General features: G+C 63.3%; 6 protein-coding genes. 2 read left to right on the top strand and 4 right to left on the bottom strand.

From position 1 onward, the window contains the following. Positions 1 to 122 precede the first annotated feature (122 nt). Positions 123 to 671 carry an ATP-binding protein gene (locus J3U87_RS01900; RefSeq protein WP_237381330.1) on the top strand — a complete coding sequence of 183 codons (549 nt, stop codon included), beginning with the start codon at positions 123 to 125 and terminating at the stop codon, positions 669 to 671. Here the strand turns inward: J3U87_RS01900 and J3U87_RS01895 are convergent. Next, complete coding sequence (locus J3U87_RS01895; protein WP_420038273.1) at positions 605 to 1,168, bottom strand: chemotaxis protein CheB; 564 nt, start codon at positions 1,166 to 1,168, stop codon at positions 605 to 607. The genes J3U87_RS01900 and J3U87_RS01895 overlap by 67 nt on opposite strands. Before the next feature lie 297 nt (positions 1,169 to 1,465). Between J3U87_RS01895 and J3U87_RS01890 the strand changes: the two genes are divergently transcribed. After that, on the top strand, positions 1,466 to 1,825 hold the full coding sequence (locus J3U87_RS01890) for an ArsR/SmtB family transcription factor (protein ID WP_237381328.1): 360 nt from the start codon (positions 1,466 to 1,468) through the stop codon (positions 1,823 to 1,825). Between the two features lie 9 nt (positions 1,826 to 1,834). Here J3U87_RS01890 and J3U87_RS01885 read toward each other — a convergent pair whose 3' ends face one another. From J3U87_RS01885 to J3U87_RS01875, 3 genes are all read right to left on the bottom strand, one after another. Further along, positions 1,835 to 2,896: a YheT family hydrolase gene (locus tag J3U87_RS01885; protein WP_237381327.1), complete on the bottom strand. Its 1,062-nt coding sequence runs from the start codon at positions 2,894 to 2,896 to the stop codon at positions 1,835 to 1,837. Further along, positions 2,893 to 3,576, bottom strand: a complete 684-nt coding sequence (locus tag J3U87_RS01880; RefSeq protein WP_237381326.1) for an HD domain-containing protein — start codon at positions 3,574 to 3,576, stop codon at positions 2,893 to 2,895. The genes J3U87_RS01885 and J3U87_RS01880 overlap by 4 nt, the downstream gene beginning before the upstream one ends. 554 nt (positions 3,577 to 4,130) lie before the next feature. Continuing rightward, positions 4,131 to 15,803 (bottom strand): PKD domain-containing protein, encoded by an 11,673-nt coding sequence (locus tag J3U87_RS01875; RefSeq protein WP_237381325.1) that lies wholly within the window; start codon positions 15,801 to 15,803, stop codon positions 4,131 to 4,133. Between the last annotated feature and the right edge of the window lie 1,050 nt (positions 15,804 to 16,853).

The raw sequence follows: 16,853 nt of genomic DNA, 5'->3' as shown, positions 1-16,853 counted from the left end.
AAACAGGGTGGTGGTCGGGCCTGTTCGCCAGTTTAACTTAGTAGCATTGGGCGCCCCATTATCGGGCCACCTCCTTCTTTTGGCGAATGTCGGTGGACATGCGTGGGCGCTTCCATTCATTTGTGGACATACCTGTTGACGCCTTCCTAAACGAACCCGGGTATTGCTCGGTACAGGACGGCACGTCGGGAACGGGCAAGACCGGTCTGGCGATTGGGTTGGCGCGCAAAGCGTTGCTCGACGGTTATCGGGTCCGTTTTTACAACGCCCAGGACAACCTCGACGGTTTGTTCGCTTCCCTGGCGGACCGAAGTACCTCGCGGGTTTTGAAGTCGATGGCTTCCTACGACCTGTTGGTGATCGACGAGTTGGGTTATCTCTCGCTCAAGCCCGAACAGGTCAAGGCCTTCTTCAAGTTGACCGAGATGCGCTACGGCAACAAGGCCACGATCATCACCACCAACCTCGATTACGAGAAGTGGTATCAGTTATTCAATCGCAAGCCCCTGGTGGATGCCTTTTTGGATCGACTTCGCCACCATTGCATCACGATCAAGGTACTCCGGTCGTGGTGGCTTCGAATGGGACGGTTTCGGTACACCCATCACCGAGGGTCGCGGCCACCCAATTTCACCAAGAAGGAACCGATCTCCTTCAGGGACACCACGTGATCGACCGGCGCCGTGGCCAAGGCCGCTCGCGGCATTTGATCCACTTCCGCCGACTCGGGGTCCTGTACCACGGTGAGTCCGCCGTACTCGGCCACGCGTCGCAACCCCTTGCTGCCATCGGTGTTGGCACCCGTCAAAATCACCCCGACCAACTGTTCGCCGTACACGTCGGCGGCCGACTCGAACAGGACATCGATGGAGGGACGCGCGTAATTCACCTTGGCATCCACCGAAAGGCTGAAGGTTCGATCGGGCTCGACCAACAGGTGGTATCCCGCCGGGGCGATGTACATGTGCCCGGCGTGGATCGGTTCTTTCTCGTCCGCCTCTTTGATGGGTAGGACCGTGTGCACCTCGAGGACCGAAGCCATCAGATCACCGGCATCGCAGCGCACGTGCTGGACGATCACGATCGCCATGGGGAACCCCTCGGGAAACGCGGGCAGGATGTGGCTCAACGCGCGCATGCCCCCCGCCGAAACACCGATGGCGATCATTTGGAAAGGTCGTTCCACCGTTCAACTCCGCCGACCTCCGACCCCTGTTCCCAAGGATTCGGAAGTCGACTACGACATTATTGGGGTCTCTCTGTTCTTTTTTATCGAAACCAGCCCGCGAAGCTAAAGTTTGGAGCCCCGCGGCGAAACGGAACGCTCGCCAACCATCTCACGAAGGCGGACGCCGTAAAGATGGGTCGCCGTGATCACCGGATCGAGCCGAGACGGGGTTCCGAAACGGAAAAAGTGGGAAGACCATGCTATCCTTGGAGTTTAAAAAGATATGGAGATCTCAGTATGACCAATGAGTCCCCCGAGTGTCAGGACATCCACGCCCACGGCGGCAACATTCGCACCATTGAAGGCGTGAGCGACGCCACCCTGGAAAAGGCCGCCCGTATTTTCCGAGCCCTGGGCGATCCCGCGCGGTTGCGGATTCTGACCGTGCTCAGCCAGGGCGAGGCCTGTGTTTCCGAATTGGCCACCAAAGACCAGTTGTCCACCGTGTCCCAACGCCTGCGCGTCCTCCACAGTGAGGACATCGTTCGTCGCAAGCGCAACGGCAAACACATCATCTACAGCCTCGCCGACCGGCACGTGGTCGAAATGATCCTCAACGCCCTGGACCATGCGGGTGAGACACCGCCCGCGGAGTGATCCTTCGAATCAGGTAATGCGAAGGTAAGTTTCGATCGCCCTCAGATAGCTGTCCAAAGCGTAATCCAACCAGAAGCGGCTGCCGAGTGGGGTGGGCCGGCGGGCGAGATAGCCCATGTGGCCACCGGTTCGTTCCAGGTGCAGGTAGGTCCAACGCGAAAGCGAGGCCTCCAGGTAGTCGTCGCAGCGGATCATGGGGTCGTCGCGCGAAGTGAGGAGCAGCGTCGGTGTTTCGATGCGGTGCAGCAGATCCTTGGTGGAGCAGGAGTGGTAGTAATCTTCGCGATTGCGGAATCCCCCTTCGGGCGCCGTGTAGATGTCGTCGAAATCGTGAAGCGTGGTCCATATCGGGATGCGGTATTCGCGCTTGAGCAGGCCGGAACGGCGGCGGTTGCGTACTTCCCGCCGCAAACGCATGACGAAACGGGCGTCGTAGAGTCGGTTCCAGCCGCGTTTCATGGCCAGCGCGGCACGCTCCAACGAAATGGGTGCGTTGACGGCCACACCGATGTCCGGCAGGGTGTCGCCCCGCAGACCGGTGAGCAGCGTGAGCAGGGCGTTGCCACTCAATGAAAAGCCCACCGCTACCAGGTGCACACCGGGCAGCCGCTGGCGTACGAAGGCCAGCGCCGTGCCCAGATCTTCGCCGCGGCCGGAGTGGTAGGGCTCCAAGGCCAGCCCATTGCCTTCGCCACAACCACGATGGTTGACACAGAAGACGTGGTAGCCGCGGTCCAAACCGAAACGCGCGGTTCGGGTCATGTAATCCGAATCGGCACTGCCGCCGAGCCCGTGAAACAGCAGCAACGCCAGGTTCTTGGTGCCCTCGTAGTGGCGGGCGACCAGGCGATCCTGGCCCGATACGGGGATTTCGATTCTTTGCGGCGCCACGACCAATTTGGGTCCGGGCAGGAAATGACCGAACAGGGTTTGGGCGTGGCCGCTCCTCGCCCAGGCGGGTGGCTCGTTCGATTCGGGACGGGCGGCCTCCAGACAGGCCGACCAACGCGTGGAGTGATCGAAGCCTTGTGGAGGCTGGGGCGTCTTTGGCAGCCCTTCACTTTGGTTCACGATCGGTCGGCTCCGGTTCGAGGGGATTCGGGGGCACGGCCCCGCAGGGCTGCAATGGCGCGAGTCAAATTGTCGCGAGCCGGTTTCTCCCAGCGCTGGAAGAAAAAATCGGTGTTGTAGATTCGGGGTCGGGCAAGAAAACCCTCCAAGATTTCGGCGCGCTTGCAACGGAACAGAAAGCCGGGAACGAGACGGTACTCCTGGCGAATGTCGCGTTCGTAGCGATCGTAGATCTCGGGAGGCTGACCCAAAATGCCGAGATCGATGTCGACCAACAGCCGCGCGTCGTCATCCTCGACTTGGGCCCGATGGACGGTGGCCTGAATCAACTCGGAGACGCGCTCGGCAAATCCCCGAGCGACGCCGGAGCGGATCAACTCGGAGGCGGCCCAGCGCGCGCTCTTCAGCTCGTTGTCCGAGCCCGTGGTGCGATAGATCGCATCGTGGAACCAAATGGCGATCTCCACCTGCTTTGGGTCTTGGGCGAGATCTCGGGCTTCGTCAAGGGCGGTCAGGCAGGCCGAAACATGGCTCAGGTCGTGGTAGGCGCGGTGGGGTTCGGTATAAGCCTTGACCAGGGCCTCGAACAGGTCCCGACCGGGATCATGGGTCAGGCTCTGCCACAGATCGGCCCACCTGGGGGCGAGCCTTTCGATCAGTGCTTCTGGTTGCGAGGACATGGGCGACCTACCTTGGTGCGGAAATCGAGCGCGGCCTACGGGTGGCAACCATTATAGCCGGGGATGGCCCCGCCCACGAAGCCGGATTGCACCCAGTCATTCGCACAGGCTCTCCTCTCGAGCTTACTTTTATTTCGCAGGGAGAGGGCTTCGGAGTGTCGGCCCAGTGCCCTCGGCAGGCCCGGTGGCTACAGCCACGATGGCTCTCTCATACAGCCGGGAACTCCTTGATGACGAGCTTCGATTGGTGGAGCAAGCTGCTCCACCTACAGGCCTTGCGCCACTCTTCGGGATGCGGGAACTGCCAGCTTGCGCGCTTCGGAGTGTCGGTCCAGCGCCCTCGGTGGGCCCGGCACTTACCCGGCACGGCGCCACTCTTCGGGATGCGGGAACTGCCAGCTTGCGCGCTTCGAGGTGTCGGCCCAGTGCCCTGGGCGGACCCGCCACCTACCGCGACGCCCCCAAAACGAGGATCCGGGAACCGCGAGAGGAGCGCTTCGCGGAATTGATTTCCGGAAATCGAGGCCTCCTCCCGGGCTTCCCGAATCGGGCATCTAGCGATTCGCTTCGCGCTTCGGGTCCGCCCGCTCGATGCGATGCGGCCCCCAGCCCAACACCAGGTCACCGACGTCCACGCCCGCGTTCTCGAGAATGGTATGGGCATCGAACACGAACGGCGCGGTGCCGAAGTTGGCGGAGTTGGCCGGGATCGCACCTTGCGGATTGCCGTAGAGCATCGGGTGGATCGGCGTGAACATGTCGTCCAGCACCATGACGTTGATCAACTCGCCGCCCACGATGGAGTAGATGATCGGACGCGAACCGCGGTAATCACAGGCGAATCCGTACACGGTATTGTTGGTGTCGTAGATCTGCTGCGCCACCAGGTTGCGCCAAACCCCCGCCGCCGAGTTGATCGACATGCTGGGCGGCGTATCGGTATAGCTGTCCGAAACACAGCAATAATCGTTGATCTTGCCGTACTCCGAAACGAAACCCTGCCCCAGGTTGCCCGGGATCTCGGTCTCGCGGTGCGCTTCCCAGTAGCGGAACTCGCCGATCATGCCCTGATTGGTGCGAATGGCCTCCTTGTGGTCGACGCTGTAGCTGATCGTCAGGCCGCCGGGCGACACGAAGATGCCGGCGCCCGTCGTGTGATCCTGCTGCATGAACACGCGCTCGAACGACAGGGGCCGCTCGCGACCCGCGTAGGCGTGCTCGCTCCCCCAGCCGGTGCCCATGAACTCGGCGCCGGCCTGGAAGGCCTCGGTGAACAGGACGTAGTGACCCGGATGGTGGAAGTTCCGGTAACCCAGTTGGGTATCGCCGCCGTTGATGGCCGCCTGGTCGCCCGAAGTCACCGACGCGCCCCACACCATGATGTAGACCGGGCCCGTAACCGAACTCATGGTCACCGCGGGCATGATCTCCCATTCGAGGTTTTCGTTGCCCACGAAACCGTAGACCACCGGATTGAGCCCGGTGTAGTCCACCGCCAGGCTGTAGACCTGGTTCTGGGCCGGCGTCACGATGGTGGAATCGCGGAAATGACCCACTTCGCCGCCGTCGTAGCGGAAACTGCCGGTGGTCACCCAGGCGACACTCTGATCGTCGCTACCGCCCTCGGCATCGAGCGGGGCCTGGCGGGTGGCCACGGCGAAACCGTAGTTGCCCAGCCCGGCCAGTCGCCGCCCCTCGAAGTAGGACCAACCGGAACCCGGCGACACGGCGATCTCGGAACGTACGGCACGTGGCGACGCATCGCCGAAACGAACCCGCAGCCGGTCGGCACCGAGGGTCACGGAGGGATGTTTGTCACTGGTGCTGAGCAGCACGGTGCCCTTGCCGGGATAGGACTGGGCGTCGTTGGGATCGGTGTCGGCCTGAGCCTCGGCCAGGTTGGTGTAGCCGTCGTTGTCGGGGTCCAAACCGGCATCGTTGGCCAGCGGATTCAGGCCGTGACGCACTTCATAGGCGTCGTCCATGCCGTCGCTGTCGGTATCCGCCAAAAGCGGGGCGGTCAGATGGATCACCACCTCGTCGCCGTCGGAAAGGCCGTCACCGTCGCTGTCGGCGCGATGCGGATCAGTACCGTGCGTCTGCAGTTCGGCCACATCGGTGAGACCGTCGTCATCGGAATCGCGCGAATCGCCCGCATCGACCACCACCACATCGACCATCGCGTTGGCCGTGCCGCCGAAGCGATCGACCACTTCCGCCACGACCTCATGGGTGCCGGGCCCCACCGGGAGGAACTGGAACATCGCCCCCAGACCGGCATTGCCACCGGATTCGTCCCACTCGATATCGTCGCTGATATCGGTGCCCTCGAAATCGGAAGCGGTGCCGTGCAAAGTCACGGTGGCCCCTTCGATCACCGATTGGTTGCCGCCCTGGATCGCCAGGGTCGGTCTCGGGTTCGGCCGGTTCCAGCCCAACACCATCTCGTCGGGATCGTCGATGACGTTGCCGCCGATCCAGACGTCGGTCAGGATCCGGGCGATGTCGAATTCGAAGGGATGGGCGTCCAGGTCGTTGCCGGGATTGATGGTCTGCTGTACCCCGCTCGTCAGGGGCTGGCCGTAGACGAAGATGTAGAGCGAATCGGTGACGTTTTCCATTTCGATTCGGGTGAAATGCTCGCCGGGCTGCCCGATCCCATCGGCCAGGATGACGTGCACGATGGGATGGACACCGCGATAGTCGACCGCCAGACCGTAGGTGGTGTGCTCTCCCGAGAAGAATTCGATGAACTCCCCGGCGTAGGTGATACCGCCGATCGCCAATACGCCGATCGACTGGTCGTCGGCCCCGCCGTTGGACGTCAACGAAGCCTGTGCGGTGGCGACGCCGAAGCCCAGGTTGGCGCGTCCCAAATCGGTATGGCCCTCGTAGTAGAACACCCCGGAACCGGGCTCGACCGCCACGTCGGAGCGCACCGCGCTGACGTTGCCCTGGGTGAAGGTCACGCCGAGCCGGTCGACGGTGAGCTGCACGCCCGGCGCCGCATCGTCGGGATTGAGACGGGTGACCGTCACGGCACCCGGGAACGAGGTGGGATCGTTGGGAAGGGTGCCCGCCTGGTATTCGGTGAAGTTGGAGAAGGTGTCGTTGTCCAGATCCCCGGCCCCGTCGTCGACGGTCGGGTCGAGCCCGTAGGTCAGCTCGTAGTTGTCCGGCATCTGATCACCGTCGCTGTCGGCGCTGAGCGGATCGGTGCCGTGGGTGTTGACCTCGGCGCCGTCGGTCAAGCCGTCGTCGTCGCTGTCGGGATCGTTGGGATCGGTGCCGTGCGTGGCCTCCTCGCCATCGGAGAGGCCGTCGTTGTCGGTGTCGATCAGGGACGGGTCGACCACGGTGAAGGTGACCTGAGCCTCGCCTGCGGCGCCTTCGCTATCGACGACCCGCGCGGTCAGGACGTGATCTCCCAAGGTCTGGGGCTCGAAACTGATGATGCCGCCAACCGCCGTGGTGGCCGACGCGCTGTCGCTCCACTGGATGGCGGCCGTCATGTCACCGTCCTCGAAATCGATGGCCGAGGCGGTGGCTTCGATCCGATCCCCGATGTCGACATTGCCGCCCTCGGTGTCGATCACGACGACGGGCGGTCGATTGGCGTTGGGATCGGGGTCCTGCCAACCGAGCACCATGTCGGCCGCACCCTCGACGCCCGCGGCCGTCAGGACCGCCACCGGGTCGTAACGGAAGGGACGGCCCACGGTGTCGTTACCGGGATTGATGGTCTGCTGAATGTCCTCGATCATCGGCCGGCCGTACACGAGGATGAACACCGGACCGGAGACGGCCTCCATCGTCAGGCTACTCACCACCGTGCCTGGCCCGTCGAGCGTCTCGCTGGCGATGACGTGGACGATGGGATTGACGCCGCGATAGTCGACCGCCAGACCGTAGTATTCCTGCTCACCCGAGAAGAACGAGACGAAGCCGCCCTCGTAGGCCACGCCGCCCAACGCGTGCACGCCGACACTCTGGTTGCTCGCGCCGCCGAAGGCATCCAGCGGCGCGGCGGCGGTGGCCACCCCGAAACCGAAATCGCCTTCGTCGATCAGGCGGCGCCCTTCATAATAATAGATACCGGCCCGCGGGAAGACGCCCACGTTGGAGCGAACGCCGCGATGATCGCCATCGGTGAACCGGGCGCCGAGCAGGTCGTCGCTCAGGATCACCGATTCGTGGCGATCCGTTTCGCTGAGATAGGTCAGGGTCGGCGCACCCGGGAAGCTGTTGTCGCTGTTGGGATCGGTGCCGGCCTCGTATTCCTCGAGGTTGGTGAAAGTGTCGTTGTCGGGATCCAGCAGGCTGTCGTCGACGTTCGGGTTCAGGTTGTGGGTGAGCTCCCAGCCGTCCGGCATGCCGTCGTTGTCGCTGTCGTCGGACAACGGATCGGTACCGTGCGTCAGTACCTCGTCGCCGTCGCTCAAGCCGTCGTCGTCGCTGTCGGGATCGTTGGGATCGGTGCCGTTCTGGGCCTCGGCCGCATCGTTCAGACCGTCGTCGTCGCTGTCGACGGTGGCCGGGTCGATGACGGTCACCACCACCTGATCGGCGGCGTTGTCGCCGTTGCCGTCCGTGACCTCGGCCGTGATCGTATGCGCCCCGATCGCTTGCGGCACGAACGTGAACGATGCCCCGACCGCCGTGTCCGGACCGTTGGCGTCCGACCATTGGATCGCCGAACCCAGGTCACCGTCCTCGGCATCCTGGGCGCTGGCGGTCAGGGTCACGCTGGTGCCCTGCACCACGGAGAGATCGGCCTGATCGATGTCGAGCGTCGGCGGCGTGTTGTTGGAGACCACATTCAGCGTCAGGGACGCGCTCGCCGCTTCCCCTCCGCTGTCGGTCACCGACACCGTCACGGTGTGCTGGCCGACGGCCACGGGTGAATAACCGAAGGTTCCTCCCTGGGCTCCCACGTCGTCGAGGTCGTCGTGCCACACCAGCGAAGCGGTCAGGTCGCCATCCTCGCGGTCGTCCGCGGTGGCCTGCAGATCGATCGCGGTACCGGCGATCACCGTGGCGTCGGAGCTGAGCAACTGGATGCGCGGCCGGCGATTGGCGTTGGGATCGGGATACTGCCAACCGACCACCAGTTCCTCGGCTCCCGGCACGGCCGCGGCGCTCAGAATGGCGATCGGGTCGTAGACGAACGGCTGCTCGTCGGGATCGTTGCCGGGATTGATGGTTTGCTGAATGCCTTCCGCGACGGGGTTGCCGTAGACCAGGATGTACAGCGCCTGATCGATGCCGGTCAAGGTCAGCGAATCGATGAGATAACCCGGCTCGCCCTCGAAATCGGCCCCGATGATGTGAACCACGGGATTCACGCCGCGATAGTCGACCGCAAAGCCGAAGGTCTCTGAACCGGCGGAGAAAAACGACTTGAATTCACCCTCGTAGGCGATGCCGCCCAGCAGGTTGGCGCCGAGGCTCTGGTCGGTGGCGCCACCGTAGTTGTCCAGCGGCGCATCCAGGGTGGCCACACCGAATCCGTAGTTGCCGAAGTCCACCTCGCGACGGCCCTCGTAGTAGAAGAACCCGGCGCCCGGCTCCACCGCCCTGTCCGAACGCACACCGCGGTGACCGGCGCCCGTGAAGGTCGCACCCAACAGGTCTTCGGTCAGCACGATGGTGGGATCCTTGTCGTCCTCGTTGAGGAAGGTCTCGAAGCCGGCCCCCTCGTCCTGGGGCAGGTTCCAACCCAAGGTCAAGGTTTCGGCGCCTTCGACCCCCGCGGCGGTCAGCACCTGAACGGGATCGTAGTGGAAGGGGGTCACCTGGGTGTCGTTGCCCGGATTGACGGTTTGCTGAATCCCGTCGCTGATCGGTTCGCCGTAGACGTGAATGAACAGCGGTTCGCTCACCTGGGTCATGGCCACGCTGTGAATCAGCTCTCCCGGCCCATCGAGGGTGTTGCCCAGAATGACGTGAACCACGGGGAAGGCACCGCGGTAGTCGACCGCAAACCCATAGTACGCCTGATCGCCGCCGAAGAAACTGACGAAACCACCGTCGTAGGCCACGCCACCCATGGCGTTGACGCCCACGCTCTGATCGGAGAAGCCGCCCCAGTTGTCGAGCGGTGCCGCCGCGGTCGCCACGCCGAATCCGTAATTGCCGGCGTCGATTTCCCGGTGACCCTCGAAGTAGTAGAACCCGGAACCCGGCTGAATCGCCGTATCGGAGCGGACCCCGTTGTGGAACGGAGCCGTGTAACGCACGCCCAAACGATCTTCGCTGAGCACGACGGAAGGATGCTTGTCGACCTCGCTGAGCAGCGTGATCCCGGAAGCTCCGGGGAAGCTGTTGGCCGAACGCGGATCGGTGCCCGCCAGGAATTCGCTCAGGTTGGTGAAGTTGTCGCCGTCGAGGTCACCATCGGCGTCGTCCACGAGCGGGTCGAGTCCGTGGGCCACTTCGTAGGCGTCGGGCATGGTGTCGCCGTCGGTGTCCGCCGAAAGCGGGTTGGTGCCGTGAACCAGCACTTCCTCGCCATCGGTGAGGCCGTCGTCGTCGCTGTCGGGATCGTCGGGATCGGTGCCCGCCAACGCCTCTTCGCCATCGGTGAGACCGTCGTTGTCGCCGTCACCCGCACCATCCACGACCGTGACGCCGAAGGTCGCCGCCGCGGCCAGGCCCTCGCTGTCGACCACGCGTGCCGTGATCGTGTGGACGCCGACCGCGGTGGCCGTGTAGCTGAACACGGCGCCGGTCCCGGTGTCCGCGGCGCCGTCCGTACGCCACTGGATCGTGGCGGTCAGATCGCCGTCTTCCGAATCGGTGGCACTCGCTTCGGCTTCGATCGTCTGCCCGGCGATCACCAACGCCGGCGTGCGGCTGAACACGATCGACGGCCTGCGGTTGGCGTTGGGATCGGGTGCGTTCCAGCCCAGAATCAGGTCGTCCGCACCGGGAACCTCGGCGTCGTGCAGGATCTGGTCGATGTTGTAGTGGAACGGCATGACGCCTACGTCGTTACCGGGATTGATCGTCTGTTGGGTGGTGCCCTCGGTCAGGGCGTTGCCATAGACCAGGATGTAGAGTGGGGACGTGACCTGGGTCATCGTGAGGGACTCGAGCACGAAGCCGGGTTCGCCGGGTGTTTCGCTCAAAACGACGTGCACGACCGGATTCAGGCCGCGATAGTCGACCGCCAGGCCGTAGTATTCGGGCTGTGCGGAAAAGAACCGCAGGAAGGCGCCGTCATAGGCCAGCCCGCCGAGGGTGTTGATGCCGACGCTCTGGTCGGTGGCCCCGCCGAAATTGTCCAGTGGGGCGTCGGCCGTGGCCACCCCGAATCCGAAGTTGCCCGCCTCGACGAGCCGCCGGCCTTCGTAGTAGTAGAAACCCGAACCCGGTTGAATGGCGGTGTCCGAGCGCACGCCGCGGTGGCCGCTGCCGGTGAAGATCACACCCAGGCGGTCGGGTGTGAGCGTCACGGTGGGATCGCGGTCGCTGTCACTGAGCAACGTGACGTCGGGTGCACCCGGGTAACTGTTGGCCGAACGCGGATCGGTGCCCGCTTCGTACTCTTCCAGGTTGCTGAAGCCGTCGTCGTCCAAGTCCTCGTCCGCGTCGTCGCGCAGCGGATCCAGGCCGTTGTTGACCTCGAAGCCATCGGGAATCAGGTCGAAATCGGTATCTTCGTTGAGCGGATTGGTGAGATGGGTGTCGACCTCGGCCCCGTCCAGCAGCGAATCGTCATCGCTGTCGGGATCCAGCAGATCCGTGCCGTTGGCCAATTCGCGAGCATCGCTCAGGCCGTCGCCGTCGCTGTCGGTCGCGTCGTTGTCGACGACGTTGACCGTGACCGCGGCGCCGGCGCTCAGGCCCACGCTGTCGACCACGGTCGCACTGATCGTGTGCGCGCCCGCGATGGTCGGCGTGAAGGTGAAGGTGCCACCGGTGCCGTCGGCCTCGCCGAAACTGTCGCTCCACTGGATCACCGCGGTCAGATCGCCGTCCTCAAGGTCGGTGGCGGTGGCCGTCAGGGTCAAGGGCGTCCCCACCAACAGGTTGGCGGGCGCGGGATCGATCTCCAGGATCGGCCGTTGATCCGCGTCGGGATCGGGCTCGTTCCAACCCAGGATCAACGACTCGGCCCCGGCGACGCCCGCCTGGGTCAGGACGCTGATGGGATCGTAGTGGAACGGTTGGGCGTTCAGGTTGTTGCCGGGATTGATCGTCTGCTGGACGCCGCTGGTGGTGGCCTCGCCGTAGACCAGGATATGGAGTGGCGTTCCGATTTCGGGAAGTGCCACTTGGGTGACGAGCTCGGGCGAGGCGTTCTCGTCGGGTGCGAAGATGATGTACACCACCGGGGAGGCGCCGCGGTAATCGACCGCGATGCCGTAATAGACCGCATTGGTGCTGAAAAAGTGGACGAATTCGCCATTGTAGGCCACGCCGCCCAGCAGGTTGACGCCCAGGGCCTGATCGGTGGCACCGCCGTAGTTGTCGAGCGGCGCCGAGGTCGAAGCGACACCGAAACCGAAGTTGCCGATGTCGACCTCGCGGCGACCTTCGAAATAGTAGAAACCGGAGCCGGGCTGCAGGCCCGTATCGGAGCGGACGCCGCGGTGACCCGAACCGGAGAATATGGCGCCCAGACGGTCCTCGGTAAGGGTTATGCTGGGGTCCTTGTCGGTATCGCTGAGCAGGGTGGTGTAGGACGCGCCCGGAAACGAGTTGGGATTGTTGGGGTTGGTTCCGGCGTTGAATTCCTGCAGGTTGGTGAAGGTGTCGCCGTCCAGATCGCCCCCGCCGTCGTCCATGGTGGGGTTCAATCCGTGGGTGACCTCGTAGCCGTCGGGCATGGTGTCTTGGTCGCTGTCCACCGACAACGGATCGGTGCCGTAGTGGTTGACTTCGTCACCGTCGCTCAGGCCGTCGTCGTCGCTGTCCGGATCGTTGGGATCGGTACCCAGTTGTCCTTCCTGGTTGTCGGTGAGTCCGTCCTCGTCGGTATCGACGTCGCCGGGGTCGGTCACCGAAAAAGATACGGTGTCCGTTGCCGAGGCGCCCTCGCTGTCGGAGACGGTGGCGGTCACCAGGTAGTCACCGACCTCGATCGGCGTGAAGTTGAAGGAAGACCCGTTCCCCGTCGCGGTGCCGGGAGCGACGGACCACTGGATGTCCGCGCTCACATCGCCGTCCTCGGCATCCGTCGCCGTGGCGGTGAACGAGACGGCATTGCCCAATTCGACCACCGCGCCATCTTCCTGATCCACGTTCAGGACCGGCCGTTGGTTGGCGTTGGGATCGGGCGGGTTCCAGCCCAGGTTCAGTTGATCGGCGCCGTCGACGGCGGCCGCGGTCAGAATCGCGACCGGGTCGTATTGAAACGGGGCGGTCGCCACATCGTTGCCGGGGTTGATAGTTTGCTGGAAGTCGCTGCTGACCGGGTTGCCGTAGACCAGGATGTAGAGCGGTTCGGTGACGGCCTCCATCGTCTGGCTGAAGACCAGTTGACCCGGACCTTCCAGCGTTTCGCTGACGATGATGTGGACCACGGGATTGGCCCCACGATAATCGACCGCCAGGCCGTAGTACTCCTGGCCGCCCTGGAAAAAGGAAACGAAGCTGCCGTCATAGGCCACCCCGCCCATGGTGTTCACGCCCAGACTGAGATTGGCGGCACCGCCGAAGGTGTCCAGCGGCGCGGCCGCGGTCGCCACCCCGAACCCGTAGTTGCCCACCGGTACTTCGCGATGACCTTCGTAATAGAAAAACCCGGAGCCAGGAGCGACGGCGCGGTCACTGCGCACCCCTTTGTGATCGGCGCCGGTGAAGCGCACGCCGAGGCGGTCCTCACTGAGTTCCACGGTCTCGTGCCGGTCGGTGAGCGACAAACGGGTGATCGGCGGCGCACCGGGATAGTCCAGGCCGTCGCGTGGATCGGTGTCGGCCGTGAACTCCTCCAGGTTGGAGAAGCCATCCAAGTCGGGATCGCCGGCGGCATCGTCGACGTTGGGATTCAATGCGTGAATCACTTCCCAACCGTCCGGCATCCCGTCGTCGTCGCTGTCCGGATCCAGGGGGTCGGTGAGGGTCTCGTTCACTTCCACGCCGTCCAACAGATCGTCGTCGTCGCTGTCCGGATCGTTGGGATCGGTGCCCAGCACCTCTTCTTCGTCGTCGGTCAACCCGTCTTCATCGGTATCCACCGGCTCGCCACGCACGTGGAAACTCGCCCGGTCGGTAATCTCTTCGCGATTGGTGCCCTGAACCGCGGCGACCAGTTCAAAATCGCCCTCTTCCAAAGGAAAGAACCGGAATTCGGGACCCTCGCCGATTTCGTCGCTCGCATTGGTGCTCCAGCGGATCCGTTCGGAGATGTCACTGCCGTCGCCGGCGGTCGCTCGGGCCACGGCCACCACCTGCTGGCCCAACTCGATGGATGAGGAGACGGAGAGAATCTCCACGGTGGGCTTGCTTTCCGGCAGAACGACCGTCACCTCGTGCGTGACTTCGTTCGCGGCTCCATCGCTGTCGGCGATGCGGGCAGTAAACCGCGCCCGTCCCTGTTCCGCGATTCGGGTTTCGAGCACCGAGCCCTCGGCCGCCAGGTCATCGTTGGCGTCATACCAGCGGATCTCGTCGTCGAGATTGCCGTCCTCGGCGTCCTCTGCCTGGGCGGCAAGACGCAGCAGCGCGCCCACGAATACCTGATCCGGCGCCTCGATCAGCGAGACTCGGGGCGCCTGATTCCCCAGAACGACTTCGATCTCGACGCGGGATTCCACTTCGGCGCCATCTTCATCGGCGACGGTCGCCACGATCGCATAGCGTCCCGGCACGCGACCGAGGAAATCGAACCGGGGCCCCACCCCTCGTTGATTCCCCACTCGCCAGGAGATGTGACCGCTCAGATCGCCGTCTTCGGCGTCTTCGGCACGGGCGAGAAACACGGCCGTCTCACCGGACGCCACCGATTCGGGGGTTTGAACCCATTCGAGTTCGGGAGGACTGTTCTCGACCACGATGTTCAGGGTCAAACGGGCCGTGGCCGTGTTCCCGGAACGATCACGCACACCGGCGACCACCGAAAAGGATCCCGCCTTCACCGGCACCACCTCGAACACGGCCCCGGTACCGCTTCCCGCATCCGAGTGCCACTGGATCAAGTGGCTCAAATCGCCGTCTTCGGCATCTTCGGCGCGTGCTTCCAAACGCAACGGTTCACCCAGGATGACTTGAAGCGGCGGATCGACGAACCGAATCGTGGGTTCGCGATCACCGTCGCTGACCACGAACCGGTGCTGGACCGAACTCTCGTTGCCGTCGTTGTCGGTCACGCGGGCGGTGATGGGATAGACCCCTTCGGCGGCTGGTACGAACCGGTACTGCGAGCCGACGCGGCTCGCGTGACCGGGACCGGCCGACCATTGGATCCGGTGACTGAGGTCCCCGTCTTCGGCATCCTCGGCCGATCCGTAAAAGGTCACGGCCTCACCACTGCGTCCAGCCGCGGGGGGATCCACCATTTCCAGACGAGGCGCGGTTCCGGCATCGCCCCCGTCTCCCCCATCCGATCCGTCACCGGCATCTGAGCCGTCGGACCCGTCGTCGCCAAGCGCCGCGTCGGCCCACGGGAGCGCCGCGGTCTTGACGTCGAGCAACCCCACCCGTCGCAGTTCGGAGGAGGCATCGATGGCGAAGGGCGGATCCTCGGCATTGCCGGGATTGATGCGTTGGTGCCACCCTGCGCTTTGACTGACACCCAGCCCACCCTCATTGCCGAACACGAGGATGTACAGGGGCTGGGAAAGGCCGTGAAGCGCGAAGGTTCGGATCTCCAAGTCACGTGCCGATCCGGCAAGAATGTGCACCGTCGGAACCGCACCGCGATAGTCCAGCGCCAACCCCAAGGTGTCGCCCGCCAACTTGAATTCGCCGATCGCATCGCCTCGGTACCACACGGTTCCGTCCGAGCGCACCGCGAAACTCACCGCATCCAGGCCGCCACCGCGATCGAGTCGCGCGCGGTCGGTGGCGACACCGAATCCCCGCTCGCCTTCCCGCGCGAATTGAGTGTATTCGAAGTAGAAAACCCCATCGCCCGGCGAAACGGCGACATCGGAGCGCACCGCACGCACCTGGGTTTCGCGGAATAGCACCGACAGGCGATCCTGAGACAACTGCACACTCGGATGTTTGTCCTGATCGCTCAAGTAGGTCGCGGCCTGGATCGGCAACGCGGAAACCATGAAGGCGGCTGCAAGGACCCAAAGGTCACGGCTACGCCACACTCGATTCAATACAAGGCCCATCGTATCCCCATCTCTCCACCAACGAACCGAGGTGGAACCATAAATTCGGGCTGTCGACGTGAGGGTCCTGGCTGAGGAGAAGAATTGAAGCGTGCTTCAAGGCGATGGGAAATACACCACGCATCCGAAAACTATGAATCCAAGGGCTCGACCACGAGCGGACATGGAGACTCGTACGGCAAACTGTTCCATCAGGCACACCTAGATGGTCAGAGCCGGACCCGAAATCCGCCTTTTTTGGCCGAAACCAATACGCGACGAAATGTCTAGTAGTCGTTTTTAGTGAATTTCATTGTAACGCCGGAATGAAGCGGCACAATGTAAAAAAGTGCCGGAACCCGCATTGCCGTTATTTTTCCAGCCGCCTTCCCGAGGGAAGGGCGAACGACTACTTGTGCTTGAAAAAATGAGATGCCGTCACGAGTGAATGACGCGGTGGTGCGTGATGAACACGCGATTCGGTGGGTCGACCATGGCGATCGACGATCCAAAAATCAACCGAATACGAGAGGCAAAATCGATTCAACCGAGAAAAATGACCTTTCCGATCCCGAAGCGTTCCCCCTCGCCACGGTTGTTCCACGAATGGAGAGATGAGGAGAGCATGTGAATGGCGCGACGCTGGAAGCGATGGGTGCCGATTCAGGATGGTAAACCCGAGAAAGGTTGCCGGGATCATACACCTGCGCTCGGGCAAAAGCCAAGTCCGGCATGGGGGATTCGAGGTTTTTTTACATGAAAGAACTGCCCCGCGGATGAACTCGTTGAAAACAACGCTTTTACCGCCTCCGAGAAAAAACATGAAGAACGGCCGAGCTCTCGAATAAGAGTCCCAGGGTTCAGATAAATCGCCGCGGTACCGACCGAAAGGTCCACGAAAATCACGAAAGGACACGAAATGGATACGCCCGGCCTCGATCTCCAGATCATCAGAGGCGTTTCTCGGAAATCGGGAAATCACTGTCCACGAACCACACGGATTGACAC

Source organism: Sulfidibacter corallicola, from assembly GCF_017498545.1.
Lineage (GTDB): Bacteria > Acidobacteriota > Holophagae > Acanthopleuribacterales > Acanthopleuribacteraceae > Sulfidibacter > Sulfidibacter corallicola.
Note: the sequence above shows the minus strand (reverse complement) of the source record. Positions and strands in the feature narration are given on the sequence as shown.

Bases quoted from the DNA above. Each gene is read 5' to 3' on its own strand.
- J3U87_RS01895 (WP_420038273.1), bottom strand. From the start codon at position 1,168: ATGATCGCCATCGGTGTTTCGGCGGGGGGCATGCGCGCGTTGAGCCAC.
- J3U87_RS01890 (WP_237381328.1), top strand. From the start codon at position 1,466: ATGACCAATGAGTCCCCCGAGTGTCAGGACATCCACGCCCACGGCGGC.
- J3U87_RS01880 (WP_237381326.1), bottom strand. From the start codon at position 3,576: ATGTCCTCGCAACCAGAAGCACTGATCGAAAGGCTCGCCCCCAGGTGG.
- J3U87_RS01875 (WP_237381325.1), bottom strand. From the start codon at position 15,803: ATGGTTTCCGCGTTGCCGATCCAGGCCGCGACCTACTTGAGCGATCAG.